Origin of the sequence: Pedobacter sp. MR2016-19 (genome assembly GCF_014947265.1) — a bacterium.
Lineage (GTDB): Bacteria > Bacteroidota > Bacteroidia > Sphingobacteriales > Sphingobacteriaceae > Pedobacter.
Genome location: NZ_JADCNK010000003.1, coordinates 443,833 through 470,015, shown reverse-complemented (window position 1 = coordinate 470,015; position 26,183 = coordinate 443,833). Strand labels below are relative to the sequence as shown.

The window sequence follows — 26,183 nt, the reverse complement described above, 5'->3', positions numbered from 1 at the left end:
TTATTACAATTTCGTGATCAACAAAAAACCAGCAGTAAAAACAACCCGATTAATTAAACGTTATACTTGTAAAAAATAGCGATATGGCAACTGCTGAACAAATTAGAAAAGGGTATTTAGATTATGTTTTAACGAACAATGAAAAGCCTAAATCGGTTTACATTTTTGCAAAAAAGATTAAAATTACCGAGGCCGATTTTTATCAGTTTTTCTCTTCTTTCGAAAGCATTGAAAAAACAATCTGGTTTGAACTCACTTTCGAAACCATTACAAAAATCAAAGAGCAGGAAGTTTGGCCCCAGTATACGGCCAGGGAAAAAATGCTTTCTTTCTTTTACAGTTATCTTGAAAATCTGAAGAATGAGCGCAGTTTTGTGATTTATAGCTTAAAAAATCACCGGGGTAAATTTTCTACCCCTGATGTACTTGCTGGTGTAAAGCCTATTTTCGAGAACTTTGCACAGGAAATTATTGAAGAGGGTTTAGATAGTGGAGAACTTGCTGAGCGACGCTTTTTAAGCAAAAGATATAAAGATGCCTTATGGATCCAGTTTGCCTTTATTCTTAATTTCTGGATTAACGATGATAGTGAAGGTTTCGAAAAAAGCGACGAAGCCATAGAAAAAGGCATCAATGTTACTTTCGATCTCTTTCAGCATTCGCCAATTGATAATTTATTGGAATACGGGAAATTTTTATCCAGAAACGGAAAATTTGCAGAAAAGATGAGGTTTTAAACATTAGATGAAGACACAAAAAAGTATTCCAACTACAAAGGTAGAGCGTTCGGCAAAATTTGTTAAAACTGGTATTCAGATCGGCGGTAATTACATCAAACATTATTCAAAAAAACTGTTTAACCCTGAAATGGACAGGGAACAGCTTAACGAGGATAATGCTACCGACATTTATAAATCACTGAGCGAACTTAAGGGAAGCGCCTTAAAAATTGCACAAATGCTGAGTATGGATAAAAATATCCTGCCTAAATCATATGTCGATAAATTTAGCCAGTCGCAATACAATGCACCCCCGCTTTCTGGTCCATTGATTGTGCGCACTTTCACCAAAAATTTCGGTAAAACACCCGAAAACATTTTCGATAGTTTTAACTTAAATTCCAGCAATGCAGCTTCTATCGGGCAGGTACACCAGGCCATGCTTAATGGCAAAAAATTAGCCATCAAAATTCAATATCCAGGCGTGGGCGATAGTATTTCGTCTGATTTAAAACTGGTAAAACCTTTCGCATTCCGTTTACTGGGCATGTCTGAAAGGGAATTGAATATCTATATAAAAGAAGTTGAGGAACGTTTGCTCGAAGAAACGGATTATGAACTGGAAGTTAAACGTTCTATAGAATTTTCTGAAGCCTGTAAAAACCTCGATCATGTGGTTTTTCCGAAATATTATCCCGAATTATCTGGCAAGCGTGTCATTACCATGGATTGGATTGATGGCCAGCACCTAAAGGAATTTTTGCAGACCAATCCTTCTCAGCAACTTCGGAACAAAATCGGTCAGGCCCTATGGGATTTCTATAACTTTCAGCAACACGAGCTGAGGGCTGTACATGCAGATCCACATCCGGGAAATTTCATGATCACTCCTGACGAAAACTTAGGGGTAATTGATTTTGGCTGTATTAAAGAAATGCCAGATGACTTTTATTACCCGTTTTTCTCCTTAATTTCTACTGATGTCATTAATGATAAAAATAAAACCATCGATGCTTTTAGAAAACTGGATATGATCCATACAGACGATTCGACTGAGCAGGTTGAGTTTTATTATAAATCATATAGAGAAATGATCAGCCTCTTTGCCAAACCTTATACCAGTAAATCTTTTGATTTTAGTAAACCTGATTTTTTTGAGCAGCTGTACGCCTACGGTGAAAAGATTTCTAAAATGCCAGAATTCAAACAGGCCCGTGGCGTAAAACATTTTATTTATGTTAACAGGACTAACTTTGGATTGTACCAGATTTTGCATGAATTAAAAGCTACTGTACATACGGACACTTATAAACCCACTTTAGAAAGGTAAAAATACTGGAGATTAATATAGTTGCGGCACTATGATCCGATAGTTATCGGAATGAATTAATTACATAATGCTCCGGCAAAGTCTTTTGATGCATAAGCTTTGAATATTCTGTTTGCAGTTCCGATAAATTCAGTCGCTTTTGAATCTGATTTTACAGTCTTTGCTCCTTCCATTGTTTTTAAAGGGCTGTCATCTTTAACATAAAACCGGTATTCTGTTTTGGTAACCTTGCCAATTGCTGGTCCGCCAATAATGGTCTGAAAACAAAAAATGACTTTACCGGATTGGTAATAGTACTCATTTACCCAACTCCCATCGCCAATTGAACCCGATTCTACAATTTTAACAATGGCTTTTTCATCAAAATAGTAATCTACTATTCCGTCCTCCGTACAACCGGCAGATTCGTAAGTGTAGTGTTCCCTCTTTAGCCGCTTTGAATTAATTTTCTGCACATCCTGTCGAATTGCTAAAATTGCCTGGTCGACCATTTGTTTGTTCGATGTTAAATTCTGTTGCGATGGCGCAGGTTTCGTTACCTGGGCAAACGCCCCATTTGTTAAACCAAAAGACAGGGAAAATAAAAGGACAGTTTTGCATAAGGTCATAGGTACATTTAATATTTAAGTGGAAGATTTTGTTAGGTTAAACAATCTGCCTGCCATTTGGTTTGTTGTAACTTTTACACCTGAAGTTACCATATTATAATCAATAACCCTGCTGCTATTTATTACGGTTAGGTAAAGGAAGTTTAGGCCCGAGTTGTAGAATGGCACTTTTTTCATAACACCCAAAACAATATCTAAGTTTTGATGTTAGTTTCAACAAAACAAGATCACCAGAAGATTTTTCTATATGACATCTAAAATTACGAAATTTTTCCCTGAAACGGTTATCCTTTTGGCCTTTGTACTCTTGTTTTCAGGTTGTAAAAAGCATGACGAAGTTCCGCAGCAAGATCAGCTGACTTTGCTTAAACAAAAAGTTTCAGGAGAGTGGGAATTTACTAAAGGAGTCTATATGGAGTATGATGAAACCGGAAAGGTTTCGTACACCGAGAATCTTCCTTTTGAATCTCCTAAACCATGGTATGATTTTCGCAACCCGGAAATACTTTATCTTTCAGACCGTTATGGAAGACAGGCAATCGGTTACAAAATTTCCATTTCCGATAATAATATTTCAAGGATAGAGATTGGTGAGAAATCTTATGATATCGCACACACATTTAATATCACCAATATCACTGATACGAATATGACCTGGGTGCTTGAGCAGCGATTTGATAACGCCGGACCTGGCTTCGTTTCGCGAGTATACACGGAGTATAATTTTACCAAGCAATAAAGCATACTCCTACCAAGAACTGACGGTGCTGAATGATAAGCAATTTTCCCGGATTTAGTTTTTACGACTTTTGGATATCTTTTAATTCGTATCCGGATTTTTTTCGGATACTAGTCCGAATTTAATACCAGATTTTATTAAAAGTGCATTCAATCGCCTTAGCAAGCGAAACAGTGTTGTAAATAGAGAGTTTAATATAATGCAGCCTCACCCTGAGTTGCTGTCATTAGTAACTGAAATCAAACGTTTTTCTTTACCACATCAACCATGTGATCGATATCAAATGGTTTTTCGATATAATCGTCGGCTTTGCAATCTTCTGCCTGTTGTGGTAAGTTATTAGATGTCGAAGTGAGCACGGCTGGTACATCTTGCGTTTCAGGGTCAGATTTAAGTTCTTTAATTACTTGCGACCCTTTCTTTTTACCTTTGATGTGATCATCCACAATCACCACATCAGGCTCAATTTCATCTATTTTATCTATAGGATCGGTTGTTAAAGATGCGGTAACATCAAACCCCTCTTCTTCCAACACCTGGTCCATTATATCGAGGATATCTTTATTATCCTGAACAAGTACAACCTTTTTTTTCATAAATAAACAGCCTAAATTCTCATTAAAGATAAAAAAAAAGAGCAATCCAAAAATGGATCTTAAATTATTTTACAAATGCTTGGTAAAGTTTCAGGTTTTTGTCTTGGATTAATGCCTGTTCGTCGAGTATTAAGTATCGATTGTATAAAAATGCAACATGGCCTGCAACGTTTTTGATTTCATGGCGTCTTATCATCAAAACAAAAACAAAAAAAACTTAACCATTTAAATAACAATTAATTAACATTTAATTATTAAATAAAAATATTATGAAAACCGCTATTAAAACCCTCATCGCAACTTCATTAACCGCAATTGTTTTATCATCTGCTGTATTTAATACAAGTGTTTCTGCTATAGAAAAAGAACCGGATGCCATTACAAAAATATCAGCCTTTAAAAGAATTTCCGTGGCAGGGAATGTAGAAGTAACCATTATCCAGCGAGGTAATGCTGGTATTTCTTATAGCGAAGATAACACAGGCACAGCAAAAGTGATGCAAAATGGGGATAATTTAAAAATCACTTCAATCGGTGCCGAAAAAGCAAAATTAACCGTTTATGTAAATGATTTTTTCAGGATTGAAGCATCTGGAAATGCCGTTGTTAAAACCGAAGGAAAACTAACCACTAAATATCTTCAAATCTTTTTAAAAGGAAATGCACATGCAGATATCAATACCAGCTCAGAAGGTTTATATACTGTAATTTCAGATCATGCAGATTTAAAATTAAGTGGCTCTACCAATATCCATACACTGGTAATGGGTAAATCACAAAAGTTAACCATCGATAGATTTGCTGCTTTAAAAACCAACATCAGTTCGATAGAAACTGATGCTGTTGAAAGAGAAATTGCAGCCATCAACTAATTACAAAACACACAAATGAAACAAGGCTTTCTGATCTGATCGGGAGGCCTTTTTTGTTGCGATGGAAAATGCAAGATGGGTGATGGAGTGCACACCAATCATTACCATAGGTTAGGGCTTCAGTAACAAGTCCGTATTGCATTAGCTTTTAAGGTGAAGAAAAATAGGACTCTTTTTATTGAACGCTATCGATTTACACAAGGGTTAAAACAAAAAATCCGCTGGTATTATGCCAGCGGATTTATAAAGAATTTAGTGCTGCAGCACTTTTGCAATTTCCTTCTCAATAGATTTAATTTCTTTAGGTTTAAGCTTCTTAGCGGCATCTGTTCTGGTTGTTACTTTATTTTCCAGATACTTTACACCTACCCTTAAAGCTTTTAAGCCTGATACGCCCTGAAGTTCATCCAATTCCAATTGCTCTAAATCGTCGTTTAAATAACCTTGAACCTGCATGTATTTGATATATTCTATATACTCTTTGGCTTCTTCAGGATTAAAGTAAACCATAGAAATTTTATGCGGCTGCGTTAAACGTTCTGTAGTTCCTTTTATCAGCACTTTATCAATCCGTTTTTTAACCACCTCATAACGAATATTATAGGCTCCTTCTACGTCAAAACGGCGTTCATCGTTCCTGAAACTAATGTCAATAGCATTTGAGTGGATAAAAATTAATTGCGTTGTTTCGAGTGCACGTGGCATTTCGGCAATTAAACTATTTGATAACCGGGCAATATCAACCATGGAAGTAAGTTGCCACAAGCGGATATTTTTCAGGTAAAGCAAGTCAAACGGCTTTTCGGGCGCTATGTCCTGACCAATGTAAATATCGTATTCTACCCCATCTGTTCTAAATTTGGCGAAATAGCAAGGATAAGAAGCCTGCAGTTTTGATTGCGATTTTTCCAGGTATTGGCTTACTTCGGTATTGATCAGCTGCATAGAAACTTCCAGCTGCCTGCGGTTTTCGAATGCGGCTCCGGTTTCGGGCACCACCACTTCAAAATATTTATCAATTACCTCGGCTGTTTTAGGATGATTTCCTTTAATGATAGATAAAAAAGGATAAACCTCAACTTCCAAAAATTCGTTCAGCTGACTTTCTTCGTTTGATGAAGCAAAATCGCCAATTCGTTTAATCCAGTCTTTACAATTAAAAACCAGCTTATCAATCAGCTCTAAAGAAACATGTTTACGAATCAGTTTTAAAGTATCAATTAAAGTATTTAACTGCACTCCCATATCATCTTTAAGCGCTTTGTTACGCTCGATGGTGGAGTTGCGGATATCGATAGCGCCAAACAGCGGGTATAAATGTTTGAAGGTAACGGTCTCGATTTCTTTTAGCTTGTGATAGCCATTATTCTGCTGAAGGAAATGCCAAACGGCCTCGTTAAATTTCCACTGAACGGAAGGTTGCAAGGCAGTAAATTTATCCATTAGAATTTCGTCCATTTTGGCATCAAACTCTTCAATGCTGTATTGGAAAAGCTGACCGATTAAAGGCATGGCCGGACGCAACCTGGATAATAATTTGTCATCAACTGCTACTTTATCGTTAGAATATACTTCCAGTACGCCTGCTAACTCTTTATTGTAGTAAATAGGCAGCACTGAATAAGAACTAACACCCGCAGCTTTCAAAACCTTTAAAAAAGGATCTTTCTCTATCTGATCGTCGTTAATGGCGCCCACGAAAATAGCCCTTGGGTTTTCCTTGTATTTATCAACCAGCGAATAAAAAACTTCTTCTTCTAAATTAGAAGCTTTTGCAGAATTGATGAGCTTACTTTGCGAAAACTCCTGGTTATCGAATACCAGCTTATTGTTAACCGTTAAAAAAGGCATTAAGCCAAATTCCAGCTTACTGTTACCACTAAGTGTTTTTAACGCATGTATTACGTGGCTATAAGCTTCGGTTTGGTAGTTATGATCAGCCAACGCACCGCGAATACCTTCAATAGAGTGTTGTAAAGTAACATCGGTAATGGAAATGATGCTAAAGCCTTCAAAATGGAAATTATTCAAAGGCAGATTTTCCACCAGGAATTCTAATTCTGTTTCTTCCTGAAAATGTTTACCCAGCGCCTCGAAATTCAGCTCAGGCAAATCACCCTTATGCATAATTTCTACAAACTTGGTATCCGTCTGGATATTATAATACTGTGTTAGTTTCGTTTCCTCATTAATGTGTGCATAAATGATCTCATTTTTCAGTACCGGGGTGAAATTATAAAAACGGCCTAAAATTACGTTGTAGATAAACTTGAGCTGTTTTTTTTCAACCGGCTCGTTATCTTTCGTTACCTTGTTTTTAGGATCGTGATCCTTAAAAAATTTATAAAATGCATTGGTGCTAAAGAAAATCTGATCCGGAATAGGGGTACTTAAAGCCCAAAACAAATCGTCTTCGTTATCCATTAAAGGCGTTAGAATGGTAAAAATCAATTCTAAAGTATCTTTATACTTGGATAATTTTTCTGCACTGATGTTGCCAAGAAGCACATCGTCTTTTTCAATTTTTTGAAGTAAAAACCTGTAAAATTCAGATTTTACCGATTTCTCTGTTTTCAACCTGCCTTTTAAATACTCCACAAGGGGGCGGAAAGACAGAGATGATTCTACCTGGCAATGTATACATTCGTTTTTGTGTATCTGTATTACATTGGTATTCATTGTATAAGTTTGCTATAGTGTAAAATTTATAGTTATCTATTTAAGTACTAATTCATTGCAAAGATACATACTCCTAAAAGCAATCTTCGTCTGCTGAACGTAATACTTAGATATTAGATCTATTAATATGTTACACAAATTTAGTACCTAAAATTAAGCGATACGTATGGATACCAGCCATCTGAAGAGTGTCCCATCACAAATCGCACAACTGTGAGTGATGCCGGAGCAAAGTAAACACCCCCTCCTACACCGTGGTGCCACAATGTAGAGGCTTCGTCTCTTTTCCATACCCTGCCTACATCATAAAAACCCAGTAAGCCAATCTGTCCGGGTAAAACATAGCTTACTAAATCGCCAAGTTTGGCACGTAACTCTAAATTATTGTAAAACATATGTTCGCCCGCAAACCTGAACTGACGATAGCCTAAAAGATTTCCTTGGCCGCCTAGAAATAAAGCCTGGTAAAATGCAGGTTTACCAACGGTAACCCCACCACCAAAACGATCTGCCAAAATGAAGTTTTTTCTGCCATCCAGGTTTTTATATAATGCTATACTCGCTGTAAACTGTCCATAAGAGTTAGAATATTTGTTAACGCCTTTGTAGCCCAATAGTTTAAAATCTACATAACTACCTAAAGTTGGTAATAAATCATTATCACGTGTGTTGTTGGTGAAATTCACAAATGCACCTGCAAACATCTTTTCGTTTCTAACGGTAAGCGAATCAGAAGAATGCAATTGCGATGGATTTTCGATAAAACGGCCATCGTTATCTTCCTGATTATATTTATAATATTGATAGGACGGACCAACACTAAAAGTAGATTTAGGACGGCGCCACCTGATGGAGGCATCAACCTGGTAAAGATTGAAACGTGCACGGTAATACCTGATATTATCATCATCATCGCCATGTTCTTCAAAATGTGTTTCGTTACCCAAACCAAAGAAATTCTGTGTGTTATTTGGGGCGAAAGCATCGGCTTTCAACACGAAATCGCCCTTTCCAAATGCTTTTAACCACTCACCTTTATAATTAAACCTAAAAGCTTTTGTAGAGAAAGAGTGCAGAAAAGAAATGGTTTGCGAATTGCCATAAGGTTGCTTTCTGAAACCTGGATTGGTTTGTTTATAGATCAAACCCAATAAAACCCCGTCATCCTGATTATAACCAGCATTTAATAACCATGAATTCCGGCGGTACATATCTTTTGGGATATAGCTAAAATTTGAAGTATCGTTAGAGATTATTTTTCTGATTTTATTGGCATCCTCTCCATTATAAGTTGCCTTATCAGTTCTGCCGTATAATTTAACAGGTCCGTTGCTATTTGCAAAATCGTAAACTTTAGTGCCCTTGCCACCAATAATCCGCAGTTTAATGTTAGAATTTTTATTGTCCAGGATCAAGCTATCGTTACCGTTGTGCATGTACACCCTGATCTCTTTGGTTACTTTAGGGTCAAATTTCCGGTCAAAAAGCTCATCTTTAATATTACCCTCTTTAGAAATTTTATTGATTTTCACCCGTAATCCATCGTTTTTAGCATCGCTAATCTGAATGAGTTCATTCTTATTGGTCACTTCGATATCCACAATGCGGTTAAAGAAATGATAATACTGGTTCATTAATTTTGGCAAAGTGGCTATCCGGTTGCGCATCTGCGCCAGAAAAGCATCATGATGAAGGGAATAACTTGGCTCAGGGAGTTTTTTCAATGCTTTTTCGAAAACCGCATCGTTATAATTTGCGCAGAAATCCTTCACAATTTTATCAAACTCCTCCTCGCCGATATTGGCTGTCCAGCGGCTGCTGATTTCCCTTCCTTCCCATAAAAACCAATTGATATCTTTTATACCACGCTCATAGCCCTGCATCATCGGTAATAATGACGAAGATTGGGTATAACGTTGCAACAGGCCATCTGATCTGAAAAATACCTGATCGCGATCTCTCGGCACCGGCGAATAAAGCGAACCATCTTTAGTCTTCGTTTCTTTCCAGCGCCACTGGTCTTCATGTCTGTCCCAATCGCCCAATAACACATCAAATGCCCTTGCTTTTACCCAAGCTGGTCCGTCTAATTTATTGTCATTATCTTCGGTTAGTTTTTTATCCATTTTCGGCGAACTGTCTGATTCTCCGGTTGGTTCTCTTTCTTCGAACAAACACAAAGTATTGGCAAATGCCGATTCAAATTCGCCCAAATTATCATCAGGAGAAACCCAGCCAATAATCGGGTTGCTATGTGCAATGCCACCAGCTTTAGCAAGTTCAGGAACTACGAGTGCTGAAAACGGATGCTGTGCAGACATATTATCCTTTATAATATCTTTCGCAAAAGTTTCGCGTAATGCGGCAGGCAACAACACTTCGGGGTATTTCTCTACACTCCGCAGCACATATTCTTTACCATTTTTATCTTCTAAGCGCAAAGACCTCGATTGGTTACCTCCACCACGTTGTGTTGATTTTAAGCCACCCATCATTTGCGAAACACGTAGTACAGGTACTTTGGTTTTTCCAGCATATTCTTTACGGTAGTTTTCGCCAAAAATAACACGGTGGAAACGGCCTACACTATCATATTCTGGCTTAACGCGCACAAAAATACTATCGGCAGTTATTGGTTTATCTCTGTTTCTTACTTTTTGAGAAATGGTTTCGAACTTTTTTAGGTAACTGTAAACCTTTTTAACGCTCGTATCTGAATAGATATAATATTCATAACGCATATCATTGTTTTTCAGCTGATCGGCCACTACGTAACCCTGCTGCATTTCGTGAAACAATGAGGTTTTACCTTCTTTATTTGGTGATACTTTTGAACCCGATCCACTGATAATCTGCAATTGTTTTCCTTTAATTAACTGTAAACCATGTTCATGCCCGGCCACATAAGTTACATTTGGATAATCGCCAAATACACCGGTTACTGATTTAATCATATCCTTATAAGCCGGATGGTTTAAATCTTCAGGGCTCAGTAAGGTAGAACGCAATAAAGGATAAACAGAACCTAAACCAGGCAAAGGGATGTATAGATTTTTGTTTAAAGATGTTAACGGAAACAGATGGTTCCTTAAGTTAAAATAACCACCATGTGGCCCGTAACTTTGAAAGGGATGGTGCGATGCCAGAAGAATTACTTTATCCTTATTTTCTTCCAATAACTGCTCCATTTTTACCAGCACCTCATCTTTGGTACGGCAGTCGCACTCGCCATTAGGATTAGATTTATTGTAAGGGAACAGCCACCATTCACTATCGTAGGCAATGATGGTAAGTTTATCGGTTAATTTAATCGCTACGGGATCAGGACAACCATTATCGGGAATTAGTTTCAGCAAAGGATCATTCTGTTCCCTAAGGTAATCGCCCTGGGCTTTTATTTTGGCCAGTCCTTTAGGCCCCGATTTATCCCAATCGTGGTTGCCGGGAATAAAATAAACCGCAGCGCCCATTTTTCGCATCGGTTCGAACTGCGAGCGCAGAATCTTTTTAGTTTCCTCTTCTTCTATACTTCCGGGCAAACCCATTCCGGTTGGATAAATATTATCGCCCAGATATACAACAGTTGTTTTTTTAGGAAGGATTTGCTTTGCCGCGTTTTTTAAATCCTGCATTTGGGCAGGGTTCATTTCGCCTGCATCGCCAAAAAGAATTACACGGTATTTTACATCATCCTGCGCAAAGGCAATGTAGTTTATTAAAAATAAGATGGTAAAAAGGGTAAATCTTTTAATCATAGAGCAACATTTGTATAAAGATAGTTATTTTAATTTTTTTGAGGTTTTTTATGTTAAGAATCTCTTTATCGTCGTTAAAAGTACACCCTTAATTTATCTTAACTCCTTAATGGTGAAAAAATATAAGTTAAAATCTCACCATTAAGAAATTAAGGACATTAAGTTATTATTATAATAAGTTGTCATTTTGATTAGAGCACAGCGGAGTGGATAAATCCTTAAACTATGTTAAAAGATTTTGCTTCGCAGAGCCTTCGGGTTCTCCACTACGGTCGAAATGACGATATTTTCGAGACCAATCACGTTCTTTATCCATCTGTCCATTAATATCGATTTTATAATATAAATTACCCATCAGAATGACAATTTATATTAATGAGACAGCCTCTTTATAGATCCTGAAACAAATCCGATAGCTATCGGATCAGGATGATGATCGCGTTAGGATACCACTACCAAATTTACTTCTTCAATTTAAACAGTAAAATATTACCAGCGGCCAGGGTTCCACCCTCATTAGAGATATAAAGGTTATTATCGCGGTCGAACGCGATGCCTTCTGGTTGGTTAAATAAATTCGGATCTAAGGGATGTGTTGTTTTAACCTTGAAATCAGCATCAGTAATAACAAGCACCTTGTTTACTGAAGAAAGAATATACCACTCGTTGGTTTTTGGATTTTTAGCTAGTGCAGATGGACGGAACCTTGATTTTGAGCTTCCGGATGCTTTTTCGATCGCTTTATGCGAAAGACTGAATTCTCCTGCTGCTGTTAACGAAGCATCATCAGCAACTTTAAATCCATAAATACTGGAAGCTTTTGCTTTAGAATCCGGTTTGCTATCTTTTGTCAGCACATAAATCATGTTGTTTTTTTCATCTGCCGCCAATCCTTCATACTCTGCTTTGGGTACAAGATCTTTGGTTTTGGTTACATTATCGGCTTCTGGCTTGCTTAATTCAGCAATGGGGAAAGTGTGCAGTTCTCCATTGCTTTTTAACACAATGAAATAATTTTTGATGATGGTTACATCTTCATAATCGCCTTTGCCACCAAATTTCGTAAATTTTGACTCTTTATCACCCAAACCTAAATGAAAGAGGTCGCCATCTTCATCCTGAATGGCAAATACTTCTTTTGGATCGCCATTATGAAATACAATGCCTGAAATTTCGAAAAGATTATGTGGCATGTTGTATTTTACCGGATTAGCAAGATCATAAGGAAAATCTGATTTTGCTGCTTCGTTTGTTGAAGCTGTTGTACTGGTTGAATCATTTTTTTTATCATCTCGGTTGCCATTAACGCACGATACGCTAAAAAAAGCTGAAGCGACTAAAAGACCTGAAGCCAGAAAAGTTTTATTGTATTTCATAAGGGTAAAAATTTAATGTTTAATAACAGTTTTTATTTATCGACCGTCATTCCCGCGCAGGCGGGAATCGTAATGCAATAGGTTTAAGATTCCCAATCAAGTTGGGAATGAAGACCGTACTAAGCTGTATTTAATCTTTTTTCAATAATTCATAAATATCATGCTGAGAGGAAACAAGAACCCCGCCAGTTTTAACAGGAATATTATTCATGTTTTCATCTATGCAAACCGCCTGCACGTTATCTTGTTTCTGGATTTCGATAATAGCTCTTATTTCCTGCTTAATCTGCTCGTTATAAATCGGAAAGCAAACTTCAATTCTTCGATAGATATTCCGGTTCATCCAATCGGCGGAGCCCAGATAAACGTCATACTTATCTAAGTTGTTAAAAATAAAAACACGTCCATGCTCTAAATAACGATCTACAATACGGGTAACCTTAATGTTTTCGCTCATCCCTGCTACACCTGGAATCAGGCGGCAAATGCTCCGCACAATCATTTCGATCTTTACACCTGCTGCTGAAGCCTCGTACAGTTTATTGATCAAAACCTTTTCTTCGAGGTTGTTCATTTTAATGGTAATACCTGATGGTTTACCTTGTTTGGCGTGTTCAATTTCCCTATCGATCAGGTTGAGAAAAACTTGCTGTAAATTAAACTGAGCCACCAATAAGTGATTAAATTTAACCTGGTCTGAAGAGGTAGGTTTAACCCTTTTGGCCAGAAAAATAAACAGTAGCTCTACCTCACGCAGCATTTCTTTATTGGCCGTCATTAAAATATGATCGGTATAAAAAGCAGCTGTGCTTTCATTAAAGTTTCCGGTAGCAAACAAACCAGAATAACGCATTCTATTACCAACCTGGCGTTTCACTAAGGCTACCTTGGCATGAACTTTTAAAGCGGTAACACTGTAAATAATATCAACGCCAACCTCCTTCATTTTTTTTGCCCACTTAATGTTATTGGCCTCGTCAAAACGGGCTTTAAGCTCAACCAAAACGGTAACTTTTTTGCCATTTTTTGCCGCGCTGATTAAAGCATTTACAATCTTCGAATCGCTGGCTACGCGATATAACGTAACGTAGATTTCCCTAACTTCCGCATCAATAGCGGCTTCGTTAAAAAAGCGCAACACACTATCGTAACTCTGGTAAGGTGTATGTACAATGATATCGTTTTTGTAAATGGCCTCAGTTAACGATCCATCTATTAAATCGGTATTACAAAGTTTTGGCCAGTTTTGGTTGGATAACTTTGACGAATTTACCGGAAAAGCCATAAAATCTTTCAGGTTATGGTACTGTCCGCCTTCTATTCTATTGGCCTTTTTTAAATTGAAAAGTTTTTTAAGCAGTTCAAATACATTGGCTGGTATGCCGGGCTGGTGGAGAAAACGGGTAGCCAAACCCGAATCGCGTTTTAACAATTGTTTCTCCAACTGTTCTGATAAACTGCCGGAATATTCATCTTTCAGGTCTATTTCAGCATCTCTGGTGATTTTGAAACTATAACATCCGGTCACTTCACCTTGCGGAAAAACACGGTCTAAATGAAAACGCACAATATCATCCAGAAATACAACAAAAGTTTCATCACCTGATTCGATCTTATAAAAACGGGGTAACTGGCTGGAAGGGATATTTAAAATAACCACTTCTGCATCTTCTTTCTTTTTTAGTGTAATCAGAAAATACAACTCATTATTGGAAGGAAAAAAATCGGAATCTGCATTCAGGTAAACAGGCTGCAAAAAGGCCATTACCTGGCTTAAAAAATACCGGGTTATGCTTTTCTCAATTTCTGCAGGGAATGGCGCTCCGTAAATTAAGTTGATCTTATTTTCTTTGAGCAAGGGGATGAGATCTGATTTAAGTACCTTACCATATCGTTCCTGCTGACCGGAAATGAGCTGATTGGCTGTATCCAATAAATTATCGTCGATCCTGATATCATTATCTTCCTTACTACTCAGTTTCTCTAAAGCGAGCAACACGGGCATCCTTACACGATAAAACTCATCAAGGTTAGAGGAAAATATCGACAGAAATTTAATGCGTTCTAAAAGCGGAACGGTACTTCGCTCTGCTTCCATTAAAATACGTTCGTTAAACTTTAACCAGCTTAAATCTCTGTTAAAAAAAGAGCTTTCTACAATCTGTTCCATTAAAGTTTACCGTAAGCTGCGTAAGCAATTACAAATGCAAATACTGCTGCAATTAAACCGAACATAAAAATATTATAAGCCAGGCGGATCAGTTTATACTTTCTGCCCAAAACTACGCCCTGCGAGTACACATCGGTAATTAAGGTTCCATATAAAAAGTCCTTATCGTTCATCACCTTAATCATCCCATCGGTATAACTGGGCAAACTCATTTTATAAAAGTTACCGAAAAACAACAGGTTTACCTTTTTCTTATCCATATCTTCCTGAGTAAATTCTCCTTTCGGAATAGATGGCCGGGTTGATAAAATAGAAACAACTACGCAGGTTAAACTCACCAATAGTAAAATAAATGTGGGAATAATCAGGTTGCCATGATCTTCCAGCCGCCTCAACAATAAACTCACGATCAGGGAAAGCATAATCGAATTTACGGTGATGAGGATGTGCGCCTTATTATCGGCCATATCACTCAGCCGCTGGTTATTGGCTGAGGTAATCCTAAACATGGTTTCGATCCCTTTATCTGGCCTATCGTCTTTATCCTTCTTCTTTTTATCTTTAACAATAACCGGTGCAAAGCTTTTAGGTTCTTCGAGTTCGGTACTGATTACTTCCTGTGCAGTGAGTTTACTTTTCAGTTTTTCGATATTTTTTTGTTTCTGATCGCTTAACAGCAAATTGGCGTAATCGGTATGGTAATCATGCGACTCCATAAACTGGATATCCTTTTTGCGCCATTCTGATTTACTGATATCTCTTTTATAGATCAGTTCATTTTCCTTATGCATTAATTTCCCTTTTGCACGGAAATCGGCCAGCCCTAAATGGAACAGATCTGCATCGCAAAGGATTTTATCAATTTCATTTTTAGGTTTCTGAGGAATTTTAGTCGCCAATATTGCACTTTTAACCTGATCACGGATTTCCTGATTCACCTTATGCCCGGCTAAAAAATCATCAGCCAACGCTGCTCCTTTTGCTTCGTGGTTTAATGCATCTTCAAAATACCCTGTATCGTGAAACCAGGCTGCAACGGTTACAGTAAAAAAATCCTGTTCGTTTAACTGGTAATGATTGGCAATTTGCTGCGCAGCATTTACCACTTCTTGCGTGTGTTCCAGGTTATGATAAACCAGGCGTGGATCGTTATGGGTATGGAAGTAATCGCCAACATGCTTTTCTACATCTTCCTGCAATTGTTTATAGTTCATGAGCTTATTGGTGTTGCGATAATTTGATATGATGAAGGAAATGCATTTTCTTAAAAATCTTTAAAGCTGAAAAATCGGTTTATTTTTATAGTGATAAAATTACGCTATTTTTTTAAAAACAACACTGATCTCCGCTCAACAATAATAATGCCTTGTTTATTTTACAATTAGATTTAGAAATGTGAGGGTTTGGCACTATAACCTCTTGAAATCAGGTTTATTCTTGTTAAAAAAAGATTACAATTTGATATAAATAGCGAATTCATTAGCACTGGAAAGCACTAATTTCAATTTAACTTTATGGTCGATCATCAGTAGAATTTTAATGTAATGCTAATATCACCAAATTGAATGATAAAAACAGGTGCATATGCGGCACATTTTACGATCAGCATTCCTGCTTTAAGCTGCAGCAAATATGACCTGAACTTTTTTCCATAATAAATAATGAAAAGAAAAAACACCTGCTTTTTTTTACTGTCAATGGCAATAGCGCTGAACGGCTTTGCACAAAAAACGATAGAAATTGCAACAAAAAACAATGTACTGATTTTAGAAACAGATCGTGACAACACTTTATTATCAATCTACCTTGGCAAAAAACTAGACAATGCGGGCGAATACCCGGGCATACAGGCATTAGATAAATATAAGCCTGGCTCTGATGATCTTTTAAACAAACGTGAAGCTTACATTGCCTCCGGCTCGCTTAATTTATTAGAACCGGCATTAACCGTCACCCATAACGATGGAAACAAATCGACGGTATTAACATTTTTTGATGTAAAAACCGAACAGCTGGATCAGAACAGAAAATTGACCAGCATTATCCTTAAAGATCTAAAATACAATTTTCAGGTGACCTTAAAATACCTGGCTTATTTTAATGAAAACGTAATTGAGCAGTGGACTGAAATCAGGCATCAGGAGAAAGGCACAGTAGTGCTCAACAAATATGCTTCAGCAAATCTTACCCTGAGTGGAAAAAAATTCTTCCTTAAAAACCAATATAGCGGTGCTACACGCGAAATGCGATCGGAAGAGCAGCAATTACTGCATGGTATAAAAACCATCGATTCGAAACTGGGAACCAGAACAAACCTGCTTCATTCTTCTTCTTTTATGGTTTCGATAGATCAGCCTGCAACCGAAGACATGGGTGAGGTAATTGCCGGATCGCTGGCATGGACCGGAAACTTTAAGCTGGATTTTGAAACTTTTGACGAGTACTACCTCAGGGTTACTGCCGGGATCAACAATTTTTCGTCGAATTATACTTTAAAGGCTGGCGAAAATTTCGTCACCCCCCGCTTTATTTATACTTACTCATCTGCAGGAAAGGGTTTAGCCAGCAGGAATTTGCACGATTGGGCCAGAAACTACCAGCTATTGGATGGCAAAGGCGAAAGGTCTACCATCTTAAACAACTGGGAAACCACTTATTTCGATTTTAATGATGAGAAACTAAATGAATTGACAAAGGATACCAAAAAATTAGGTGTTGATGTTTTTTTATTGGATGATGGCTGGTTTGGCAATAAATATCCACGTAATGGCTCTACTGCTGGTTTGGGCGATTGGCAATATAACAGGCAAAAATTGAAGAACGGCATCAGTGCTTTGGGTAAAGAGGCCACCGCTAGCGGAGTAAAATTTGGCATCTGGATAGAACCTGAAATGGTAAACCCTAAAAGTGAGCTGTACGAAAACCATCCCGATTGGATAATCAGACAGCCTGAAAGAAAAGAATATTACATGCGCAACCAGTTGGTACTGGATTTAACCAACCCCAGGGTTCAGGATTTTATTTACAAAACAGTTGATGATATTTTTAAGGAAGTACCGGAAGTTGCGTTCATTAAATGGGATTGTAATTCTCTGATATACAACGCCAACTCCCCTACGTTAAAAAACCAGGATCATTTTTATCTTGAATATATCAGGGGATTAAACAGCGTACTGGATAGGATTAGAAAAAAATACCCTAAAACACCGATGATGCTTTGTGCCGGAGGTGGTTCGAGAGTTGATTATGCTGCACTACAATATTTCACCGAATTTTGGCCCAGCGATAATACCAATCCATACGACCGGATTTTTATTCAGTGGGAATATTCGTATTATTTCCCTGCTATTGCAATAGATAACCACATTACCGATATGGGTAAACAGCCTATTAAATTTAAAACAGATGTGGCCATGATGGGAAAACTCGGTTATGATGTACGTGTAAATGAGTTAAGTAAAGATGATTTGCTTTTTAGCCAGAATGCCGTTAAAACCTATAATAGCTTTAAAGATATTATCTGGCATGGCCAGCAATACCGTCTGCAGGATCCATATGAAAATAAAATAGCTTCAATTGCTTATGTTAATGAGTCAAAAGATCAGGCCATTGTTTTTAATTATTATGTGGCCACCCTGTTTACAAACGGTGTGATATTACCGGTTAAACTAAAAGGATTGGATTCCGCTAAAAGATATAAAATAGAAGAAATTAATCTATACCCTGGCGTTAAATCGCCGATTGACAGCACCAAAGTTTACTCTGGCGACTTTTTAATGAAAGTAGGCTTTAATCCGGAAGCAAATGCTAACAGAACCAGCGTGGTTTTAAAGATACAGGCTATTTAAATTATTAAAAACATCACCGAGCTATCATTGACAGCCTCCAAAAAAAGGTCGTCATTGCGAGGAGGAACGACGAAGCAATCTATCATACCAGTAATCGTTGCTATAAAGATTGCTTCGTCGGCTGAAAAAGCCTTTTCGCAATGACGATCCCTTATAATCCATATTAAAAAGCAGAGCGCAATTATTGCATTAGCCTGTAATCTTCTTCAGTTTTTTTTACCTGGTCATAAATTGTGGGGTCGTGTTTTTTAATTTTAATTTTCACATATTTGGATGCGGGCATATTACTTTCCGCTACCACATTATTTACTGAAACCAACACATTGGTTTCGGGGAAATAAGTAACGGTATTCTTCTCCGGGATTTCGTAGGCAACAATTACAAACAATGGTGCAATTCGTGTTATTCCATCGTCAAAATTAAACAGATCAACCTTATCCCCCGCTTTCATTCCGAGTTTTTCAATATCCTTTTGATTCATAAAAATTACCCGCCGCTCATTTTTGATTCCCCTGTAGCGGTCATCTAACCCATAAATAGTCGTGTTGAACTGATCATGCGTCCTGGTGGTGGCCATCATATACTCGTCTTCCTCAAGCCGATTTGTTGGAATTTCGGTTAGTGTAAATGGAGCCCTGTCGCCAAATTCTTTGGTTATGAATTTTCCTTCCCTGGCAGCGTTTGGCAAATAAAAGCCTCCTTTTTGCCTTACTTTAATATTATAATTTTCAAAGCCGGGAATGCATTGTGCTATCGCATCGCGAACCGCATCGTAACTATCATGGTAAAGGGACCAGTTCACAACCGATTTTTCGCCCAGTGTTGCCATCGCCATCCGGCATACAATCTGGGTTTCATTTATCAGGTTTTTAGATACGGCATCCAGCATTCCCTTAGAAGCCTGTACAACACCCATCGAATTTTCAGTAGATATGATCTGTACTTCACCATTCACGATATCCTTATCACTGCGGCCATAAGTGGGTAAAATCAATGCTTCATTTCCATGAATTAAATGGCTACGGTTTAGCTTGGTAGATACACATACCAGCAAATCAAGTTTTCTTACGGCATTGGCGGTAAAAGTGGTATCAGGAGTTGCAGATAAAAAATTACCTCCCATGCAGAACAAAAATTTTACCTTGCCCTCTTGCATTGCTTTTATTGTACCTACCACATCATAACCATGCGCTCGCGGCATTTTAAATCCATAGAGATCCTCCAAACGGTCTAATTGCTCGTCAGTAGGTTTCTCATCAATCAGCATGGTCCTGTTTCCCTGTACATTACTGTGCCCCCGCACCGGGCAAACACCTGCACCAGGTTTCCCGATGCTGCCTTTAAGCAGCAGAATATTCACAATTTCCCTAATCATGGCCACGCCGTTGGGTTGTTGTGTTAAGCCCATTCCCCAACAGAAAATAATTCTGTTTTTAAATGCAATCATTTCGGCGGCTTTATGCAAGTCCTCCGTCGATACGCCTGATAAACCGGCTAAATGATCCAGGTTGTAACCTTCCTGTTTAAATTGTTCCAAAAAAGCTTCATAACCGGTGGTCTTGTCCTTTATAAACGCCTGGTCAAAAACTTTCCCAGGGTGTTGTTTTTCAAATTCAATTAAAAGAATTTCCAGTGCCTTTAACAGAGCCATATCTCCATTAATCTTTACCGGAAGATACAAATCAGCCAGCTTAACGCCTCCGCCTATCATTCCCTTAATAGACTGAGGATCCTCAAAGCCCATCAGGCCAGCTTCGGGCAGCGGATTAATGGCAATAATTTTTGCACCGTTTTTCTTCGCCTTGGCCAGGGCACTCATCATCCTCGGGGCGTTGGTTCCGGGATTATGGCCAATTTCAATAATCAGATCCGTTTCATAAAAATCCTCAAGGGTCACCGTTCCTTTCCCTATACCAATAGTAGGCCGAAGCGCCGAACCTGAAGTTTCATGGCACATATTGGAGCAATCAGGCATATTGTTCGTTCCAAATTCTTTGGCAAAAAGCTGGTATACAAAAGAAGCTTCATTACTTGTTCTACCGGAAGTATAAAAGGCAGCCTCATGCGGAGATTTAAGCGCATTGAGGTGCCCGGCAATTTTATTAAAAGCATGATCCCAGCTAATCGGTTCGTAATGGGTTCCGCCCTTTGGCATGTACATGGGTTCGGTAAGCCTGCCAAATTTCCCAATCTGGTAATCATCCAGTTTAGCCAGCTCATATACGGAATGTTGTTTAAAAAAATCTGCTGTAACCCTTTTTGTCGTCGCTTCTTCTGCCAGGGCCTTGGCGCCATTTTCGCAATATTCGCCAACCGGCGACCGTTCATCATCAGGATCTGGCCAGGCGCAACTCGGACAATCGAATCCTTTAAACTGGTTCATACTCAGCAGGGCCAGATTCCCCCTAAAAAATGTTTTTTCTTCAACCAGATTTCCCATCGCCGCCATTACCGCATGTATACCTGCTGTCGATTGTGCTACCGTGGTAAGTTTAAGGTTTAGCAGTTGGTATGGGTTTTCTGCTGAAGGCTTATTTTCATTATTTTCCATGACTTAGCAATTGAGGTTGGGATTCGGAAAATTGTCGCTCTGGTCTTCTGCCACGTTGTCCAGGCAGGCAAAGTCTTTTTCTATGAGTATGCTAACGGTACCAGAGGCATCACTAAACCCAACTTTTTCGGTATTTACCAGTTCATCTATCATTTTCACAGGCATATTCAGCATAATTTTATGGTTGGCAAAATCGGCGGTGAGTTTCTCCTCGTTTGTTCTTCTGATGGCGTATTCCAGCGAATGGCTTGCAAATTGTGTAAACTCAGAAAGAAAACCCACTGTACCCAATGTGCTAACGTCTGATTTGGTTAAACGGTACCGGATTGAATTGCCTTTGATTCTAATTTTCATGTGATATAGGGATTAATATGCGCTCATTTGTGGTGTAAATATTAAACCTGTCTTCGCGAAGAAAGCCCAGAAGGGTTATTCCAAATTCCGAAGCCAGCTCTACAGCGAGGCTGGAGGGTGCACCAATGGCGGCCACAATGGAAATACCTGCCATTGCTGCTTTTTGAATCAGTTCAAAACTAGCCCTTCCGCTTAAAAGTAATATACGTTGGTTTAAAGGGAGCAGATCACCAGCCAGTGCTGCACCGATCAATTTATCTAAAGCATTATGCCGACCAACATCCTCCCGGAGCAATAACAGCTCGCCTTCCATTGTAAAAAGGCCTGACGCATGAATGCCTCCCGTTACTGCAAAATTCTGTTGTGCAGCCCTGAGTTGGTCGGGCAGTGAATACAATACCTCTGGCAACAAGGTCATTTCCTCCTGATCAGCGGAATTCGAATAAGAGCTTACTGTTCTGATAGCTGCTATAGACCCTTTGCCACAAACCCCGCAGCTGGAGGTGGTGTAAAAGTTACGGTCAGATTGTAAAAGATCAGGAATAAAACCTTCGCTTAATTCCACGCCAACGATATTTTCTTTATTAAGTTCGCATGGCATGGCCAAATGGCTTATATTTTTTACTTGATCCTTAGCGGAGATAATGCCTTCAGTAAATAAAAAACCAAGTGCGAGCTCTAAATCCTCACCAGGGGTACGCATGGTTACTGAAATATTTTTTTGCACCCGGTTATTTTCCGCACCATATATGATCCTGATTTCCAAGGGTTCTTCAACCGAAAGCGTATCAAGCGCTGGAGCGGCAATAGCACATGAAACTTTTTTCACAGGTATTTGCCTGATTGATAACGATGGGATATCTATCATAATGTTAGTAAATCAGAATAAATTAAGAGACTGTCTAAAATTAAATAAAATTTATTTCATATATCAGTTTGAGCGTAGTCGAATACCATTTCAACGCATTAATAAAGCTTGCTATAAAGATTGCTTCGTCGGCTGAAAAAGCCTTCTCGCAATGACGATTCCTCGTCGGAACATAGCAATAGAAACGGAGCGGTCATCCAACCAACTCCGTCTGTCGTCATCCTAAACAAATAGCAAATGCTACCGTTTACTTTTTATTATCCGAACTGTCTTGTTCGATAAAATATTTTGCAAAATACTTTCTCAACCGTCGTTGAAAATAGGTTTTATAAGGTTCTTCGTAAGTGTGGCTTTGTCCTGGTAAAACCAGGAGATCAAAATCTTTATTGGCTTTGATTAAAGCATCAACCATTCGGTATGTATTTGCAGGGTTTACATTCTGGTCAGACTCTCCTGTAACCAGCAACAAATGCCCCTTCAGATTTTTAGCCAGACTCTGGTTCAGGGCAACAGGTTTGTCAAAACCCTGGTAAGTTTCGCCCCAGGTGCGGTTGTAAATGTTATTGTCATGATTCCCTGAAGAAGAAACCGCAACCTTATAAAAGTCAGGAAAAGTACAGATTGCTGCAGTAGACATCATTCCTCCACCGGAATGGCCAAAAATGCCCACTTTATTCGAATCTATAAATGAATAACGTGCCGCAAGCTGCTCCAATCCAAATTTATCATCTTCCAGCGCATAATCACGCAAGTTACCATGCCCGAATTTATAATATTGAGCATTCCGGTAAGGCGAACTTCCGCGATGTCCCATTACTACAACAATAAATCCGACCTGCGCCAGCGAGGTATTGTTGTAGCGGTCTGTTACGGTAAATTCATTCCATACGGTTTCGGTAAAAGGGCCGGGATAAACCTGTGAGATAATGGGATATTTTTTATTGGGATCGAAATTAAAAGGTTTCCACATCAGGCCATAAAGATCAGTAATCCCGTCTTTGGCCTTAACAGTAAACATTTCAGGATGTTTCCAACCGTATGCATAAAGTTTACTGAAATCAGGCTTAAATGCCTCCTGAACGTATTTACCTTCCGTGTTTCTTACAATGGTAAGCGGCTCCAGATCTATCCTGGAATAGTAATCTACAAAATAGTTCTTATTTGGCGACATGAAGACTGCATGGGTGGCGTCTTCAGGTGTTAACAGTTGCTGTTTTCCGCCATTAAAACCAACTTTATATAAAAAAGCATAATTGGGGTTACGTGCTTTTTCTTTTCCATATCCATAAAAATAAAGCATCCGTTTGGCCGTATCTATGCTGGCAATTTTACCCGCCGTCCAGTTTCCCTGCGTAATGGCATTCAGCAAATCTCCTTTACGGTTATAATGGTAATACTGGCCCCATCCGCTCCGGTCACTCCACCATATAATATCCTTTCCCTGATTAAGGATGGATACATTGAACAAGTCCGTATTGATAAAAGGTTTACTCACCTCATGAATCACTATACGCAATGCTCCGGTTTTTACATTCACCGCAAAAAGTTCCATTTCATCACGGGTTCTCTTCTTCCTTAGTAAAAGCACCTCGTCATTGCTATTCTGGTTCCGCAGCACTTCCACTTCCTGATCCGGCCAGCGGTCTATATTTACTTTTTTCAAAGAAGCTGTAGCAGCATTGCCAATGAAGAACTCAAATTGAGTAACGTACTTGTCGCCAGGCAATTCATAGCTATAGGTATTTAAATAAGGTCTCACTGCGCTACTTATCGAATTAACCACCGTTAAGGTTTGTACCTTCCTGGTATCTTTTCTCAACACGTAGAACGCCTTAGAATCAGGTGTCCAAACCGCGTCTGTTGTTGAATTTACCTTGGAAAACTCGTCTTTATCGTTGATGGAAAAAGAATAGTGTTCCGCACCATCTGTCGACAAAGCTTGCGCTACCGTATCTGCAGATTTTTTAAGGTACAAATTATGGTTTTTAGCATAGAGGAGCCATTGGCTATCCGGAGATAAATTACCTTGAACATAAACCCGCGGTTTCTGAGCTGCTTTTGGTTCACGTTTAACCAACTTTTTGTTGCTGTAATTGTAATCGTAAACCGCACCATTATAACCTACTTCTACCGTTTGTTCGTCTTCAGAAAAAGTAAGCCTGTAGCTTACGGAGGTTTTGCTGGCTTCTCCTTTTGTTAATACCTGTAGCTGATTCGCTATAGACACTTTATCAAACAGTTCGATCTTTGTCTTATGATCTGGATCAACCAGGAAATAGTTGTCTTTTGTCAAGTCAAAACTATTTACCGAGGGTGTAGTCTTACCTTCTCCATAAATCGTTTCCACTTTTTCTTCTTCATTGTTTAACAAGTTGTTTTTTTGGACTGTTGCCGCACGATAAGGAGTATTAGCTGGTGCTAACGGTCCGTTAGCTATGAACCAGAATTTATTGCTTTTTTTCAGAAAAAAGGGAACAATCTGCATCGACCCGATCTGCTTTTGCAGATTGGGTGCATTAAACCGTTCTGCCGCAGCATAGTCTGGCACCTGGGCCAGTGTAGCCAGTGGAAAAAGTAAAACTAAAAAAAAGACTGACCTATTCATGTTGAGAAGAAGTCTGTGTATAACGGGAAGCATAATCTGCGCAATGTTTGATCAAAAATGGGTTTGTAGAAGTCTTAGCCACTTCAATGGAAATCTCTTTTATGTAAGGATAACTGCGATCTTTAGTTGCACAAAAGTTGGTGTAATCGAATACCACTTTTTTATTTTTCTCGGTAAACTTGCCTACATAATCTGCAAGCAATTTGCCTGCTGCCTTAACATTCTGTTCGCCTGCAGCTATTGCGATATCTGTTAAAATAAGCAATTGCACTTTATCAGGATACCTGCTTTTGCTCACCAGTGTTTTATAACCTTCAAATTCTTCTTTACGGTAAGGATGGTTTTTAAAATAGTAGCCAGCCAAACAATTGCTCGCTAGTCCTTTAAAAACGGCGTTGATCTTATCGTCAACGAGTTCTTTTCCGTTAGCAGCTACAAATTCCCGGTAATTGGCAAGCAGGTAATTAAAATTCAGGCTTCCAATATCCGACATATACCTTGCATCGTAGCTTTCGCCAAACAAAAACCAGTTTTCAGGACGTAAGCGCTCCTGAGGAGTCATTAATTTAAAATATTCTGCGGCAATGGCAGTGCCCGCCGCTGCTTCTTTTTGCTTAAATTTCTGTTTGATGAGCTCCTGTAACATGGCATGATCGCGGTCGCCCGCTGCATACCTGGCCTCTCTTGTGGCAATTTCATTTTTAGGATTGATGCCCACACGAATCTTGGCCATAAACTCGGTCGCAGACATGCCCCCAACAAATTTGTAAATCTGCTTTCCATTCTCATCAAACAACAGGTAGGTCGGAAATGCGCCTACTTCATAGGTTTTGATTGCCGCAGGCCCCTCTCCTTTTTCCATATCCATTTTTACGCTGATGAAATGACTGTTGAAAAAGTCGGCTACACTATCTACTGTAAATACTTGCTGATCCATGCCCTTACACGGCCCGCACCATACGGTATAACAATCCACAAAAATCATTCTATGCTGTTCTTTTGCTATATTAAAGGCTTCCTTTAACGAAGCAGTTTTAAAATCAATCGCCCTGTTCTGCCCGTATGTTGAGGTTCCCAAAAGGAGCATCACGCCTAATATTATCCTTTTCATGT

The 26,183-nt window shown here is 38.7% G+C and carries 17 protein-coding genes; 5 read left to right on the top strand and 12 right to left on the bottom strand.

Translation table 11 applies throughout. The annotated features are described in order from the left end of the window. Positions 1-83: 83 nt before the first annotated feature. Together IM793_RS06560 and IM793_RS06555 are read left to right on the top strand one after the other, a co-directional pair. Positions 84-737 (top strand): TetR family transcriptional regulator C-terminal domain-containing protein, encoded by a 654-nt coding sequence (locus IM793_RS06560; protein ID WP_193420282.1) that lies wholly within the window; start codon positions 84-86, stop codon positions 735-737. A 7-nt stretch (positions 738-744) separates the two neighbouring features. Then, on the top strand, positions 745-2,049 hold the full coding sequence (locus IM793_RS06555) for an AarF/ABC1/UbiB kinase family protein (protein ID WP_193420281.1): 1,305 nt from the start codon (positions 745-747) through the stop codon (positions 2,047-2,049). A 56-nt stretch (positions 2,050-2,105) separates the two neighbouring features. On the opposite strand, the gene IM793_RS06550 is transcribed toward IM793_RS06555, so the two are convergent. Next, entirely contained in the window at positions 2,106-2,657 is a 552-nt protein-coding gene (locus IM793_RS06550) for a hypothetical protein (RefSeq protein ID WP_193420280.1), read from the bottom strand. 247 nt (positions 2,658-2,904) lie between these two features. Between IM793_RS06550 and IM793_RS06545 the strand changes: the two genes are divergently transcribed. Then, entirely contained in the window at positions 2,905-3,396 is a 492-nt protein-coding gene (locus IM793_RS06545) for a hypothetical protein (protein WP_193420279.1), read from the top strand. A gap of 239 nt (positions 3,397-3,635) precedes the next feature. Here IM793_RS06545 and IM793_RS06540 read toward each other — a convergent pair whose 3' ends face one another. Further along, entirely contained in the window at positions 3,636-3,992 is a 357-nt protein-coding gene (locus IM793_RS06540; RefSeq protein WP_193420278.1) for a two-component system response regulator, read from the bottom strand. 269 nt (positions 3,993-4,261) lie between these two features. On the opposite strand from IM793_RS06540, the gene IM793_RS06535 reads away from it, so the two are divergent. Further along, positions 4,262-4,864 (top strand): GIN domain-containing protein, encoded by a 603-nt coding sequence (locus IM793_RS06535; protein WP_193420277.1) that lies wholly within the window; start codon positions 4,262-4,264, stop codon positions 4,862-4,864. A gap of 252 nt (positions 4,865-5,116) precedes the next feature. On the opposite strand, the gene IM793_RS06530 is transcribed toward IM793_RS06535, so the two are convergent. The 5 genes from IM793_RS06530 to IM793_RS06510 all read right to left on the bottom strand — a co-directional run bounded on the left by IM793_RS06530 (position 5,117) and on the right by IM793_RS06510 (position 16,058). Continuing rightward, positions 5,117-7,543 (bottom strand): GAF domain-containing protein, encoded by a 2,427-nt coding sequence (locus IM793_RS06530; protein ID WP_193420276.1) that lies wholly within the window; start codon positions 7,541-7,543, stop codon positions 5,117-5,119. Between the two features lie 140 nt (positions 7,544-7,683). After that, positions 7,684-11,298: a BamA/TamA family outer membrane protein gene (locus tag IM793_RS06525; protein WP_193420275.1), complete on the bottom strand. Its 3,615-nt coding sequence runs from the start codon at positions 11,296-11,298 to the stop codon at positions 7,684-7,686. Positions 11,299-11,759: 461 nt separating this feature from the next. Then, positions 11,760-12,674 (bottom strand): SdiA-regulated domain-containing protein, encoded by a 915-nt coding sequence (locus IM793_RS06520; RefSeq protein ID WP_193420274.1) that lies wholly within the window; start codon positions 12,672-12,674, stop codon positions 11,760-11,762. A 130-nt stretch (positions 12,675-12,804) separates the two neighbouring features. Next, positions 12,805-14,844: a polyphosphate kinase 1 gene (gene ppk1 / locus IM793_RS06515; RefSeq protein ID WP_193420273.1), complete on the bottom strand. Its 2,040-nt coding sequence runs from the start codon at positions 14,842-14,844 to the stop codon at positions 12,805-12,807. Beyond that, positions 14,844-16,058 (bottom strand): Pycsar system effector family protein, encoded by a 1,215-nt coding sequence (locus tag IM793_RS06510; protein ID WP_193420272.1) that lies wholly within the window; start codon positions 16,056-16,058, stop codon positions 14,844-14,846. The genes ppk1 and IM793_RS06510 overlap by 1 nt, the downstream gene beginning before the upstream one ends. A gap of 447 nt (positions 16,059-16,505) precedes the next feature. On the opposite strand from IM793_RS06510, the gene IM793_RS06505 reads away from it, so the two are divergent. Then, entirely contained in the window at positions 16,506-18,692 is a 2,187-nt protein-coding gene (locus IM793_RS06505; protein WP_193420271.1) for an alpha-galactosidase, read from the top strand. Between the two features lie 181 nt (positions 18,693-18,873). Here the strand turns inward: IM793_RS06505 and IM793_RS06500 are convergent, their stop codons facing one another. From IM793_RS06500 to IM793_RS06480, 5 genes are all read right to left on the bottom strand, one after another. Next, on the bottom strand, positions 18,874-21,243 hold the full coding sequence (locus IM793_RS06500; RefSeq protein ID WP_193420270.1) for an FdhF/YdeP family oxidoreductase: 2,370 nt from the start codon (positions 21,241-21,243) through the stop codon (positions 18,874-18,876). Positions 21,244-21,246: 3 nt separating this feature from the next. Beyond that, positions 21,247-21,597: a hypothetical protein gene (locus tag IM793_RS06495; RefSeq protein WP_193420269.1), complete on the bottom strand. Its 351-nt coding sequence runs from the start codon at positions 21,595-21,597 to the stop codon at positions 21,247-21,249. Then, complete coding sequence (fdhD, locus tag IM793_RS06490) at positions 21,587-22,465, bottom strand: formate dehydrogenase accessory sulfurtransferase FdhD (RefSeq protein ID WP_193420268.1); 879 nt, start codon at positions 22,463-22,465, stop codon at positions 21,587-21,589. The genes IM793_RS06495 and fdhD overlap by 11 nt, the downstream gene beginning before the upstream one ends. Positions 22,466-22,712: 247 nt before the next feature. Then, positions 22,713-25,070 (bottom strand): DPP IV N-terminal domain-containing protein, encoded by a 2,358-nt coding sequence (locus tag IM793_RS06485; RefSeq protein ID WP_193420267.1) that lies wholly within the window; start codon positions 25,068-25,070, stop codon positions 22,713-22,715. After that, the gene (locus IM793_RS06480; RefSeq protein ID WP_193420266.1) at positions 25,063-26,181 is read right to left on the bottom strand and encodes a thioredoxin family protein; all 1,119 of its coding nucleotides are present in this window, start codon (positions 26,179-26,181) and stop codon (positions 25,063-25,065) included. Before IM793_RS06480 ends, IM793_RS06485 begins: the two co-directional genes overlap by 8 nt. Between the last annotated feature and the right edge of the window lie 2 nt (positions 26,182-26,183).